Annotated in this window: 1 protein-coding gene; it reads right to left on the bottom strand. The window is 62.6% G+C overall.

Translation table 11 applies throughout. From position 1 onward, the window contains the following. Nucleotides 1-1,279 (bottom strand): IS4 family transposase (locus tag HV796_RS42355; RefSeq protein ID WP_175233562.1); only part of this gene is annotated, 1,279 nt, incomplete at its 3' end. Between the last annotated feature and the right edge of the window lie 114 nt (nt 1,280-1,393).

The following is a 1,393-nucleotide window of genomic DNA, read 5'->3' as shown; positions in this document are numbered from 1 at the left end:
GCCAGATGGTCTTTGCGCCGGGTTCGCCGTCGCCCTTGCGGCCAGGGAAGCCTCCCAGGCGCGCGATCAGTCGCAACACTTCGTTGAGCTTCGGTTGGGCTGACGCTCGGGTTTTCGTGAGCAGGTAGGCAGCGCGAATTTCATCGGGATCGAGGAACAGATGTGCGTCCAGATCGGGGCAGGTTCGGCCCAGCCGCATCAAATAGGCCACGCGCCAGGCGACCACCAGAAACAGCGCCAACGCGCGCTCGAGCCGTTCGATCGTGCCCAACTGAAGCGCTTCGACACGGCACGCGTTCTTCAGGATGTTGAACAGGATCTCCACTTCCCAGCGCGCCCGATACCATTCGATCAGCTCGAGTGCCTCCTCCAGCGTGCTGGCGGTGCGGTTGGTCAGCAGGCGCCATTCGATCGGCTTGACACCCACAGGCGCATCGAATTCGCGCGCCACCAGGCACGTCGCAGCTATGCTCTGGCCTTTGCTGGCGCTCAACTCCACGCGCTGCATCCACAGGTGTTGACGCACCGTGCGCGCTTTGACGCCATGGTGCGAAGCCATCATGAAGGCGATTTGCCCGACAGCTTCGCCCCGGGTTGTGCGCTCCCACAGCTTGTCTGCCGCCGGCAGGCAGCGGTTATGAGCGGCCCGCACCAGCCAGTCGGCCGGCGTGCCCAGCGCCTGGGCGCGTTCCATCAGCGCCATCAGATCTGCTTCGCGGTCGGCCACATACACCAGGCGCGTGGACGGCAGACTCGGTGCCATTTCGGCAATGCGCTCATAGCCCTCAATCCAACGCACGCTTTCCTTGGGACCGCCGCGCTGGCCGGATTTGTCCTTCTTCTCGCGCGCCCACATCCACGCGTCCAGAATGCCCAACGGCTCGCGCTGCGGCGTGACGGCGTATGTCGGATGGACAAACATACCGCGCTGCGCTTCGTAAGTCAGCGGCCCGAGTCCGATCGCACCTTGTCCGTTGAAATCCAGTTCCGTCGTGTCTTGCACACAGAGCACGACACGATGGGCCTGCATGCGCTCTTGCGTGCGCTGCCAATGCGGCTCCAGAATCGCATGCCACTCGACCTTGTCGTTGTCGAAGAAGCGGTACGCCGCCATCGTCTCGCCCCAACCCTGGCATGCCTTGGGCACGCTGGCCATCGGGTCGGCCGCCATTCTTTCCATCAAAAGCCTCGCTCGCTTGTTCAGCCGCGCATCGCCGAGCTCGAGCTGTTTGAATTCCGTGTGTGTCCAAGGCGTCGATTCGGTGACCAATGCGTCCACTCAAAAAGTGAGAGTAAACGCGATCCGCCGCAAGTTTACAAGCGCAGCGCTACGTCCTTGAAAGTAAACGCGTTCTCCCGCGCACGACGCCTTGGGCTACGAGATGTGTATAAC

Origin of the sequence: Paraburkholderia humisilvae, assembly GCF_902859855.1 — a bacterium.
GTDB classification, from domain to species: domain Bacteria; phylum Pseudomonadota; class Gammaproteobacteria; order Burkholderiales; family Burkholderiaceae; genus Paraburkholderia; species Paraburkholderia humisilvae.
Note: the sequence above shows the minus strand (reverse complement) of the source record. Positions and strands in the feature narration are given on the sequence as shown.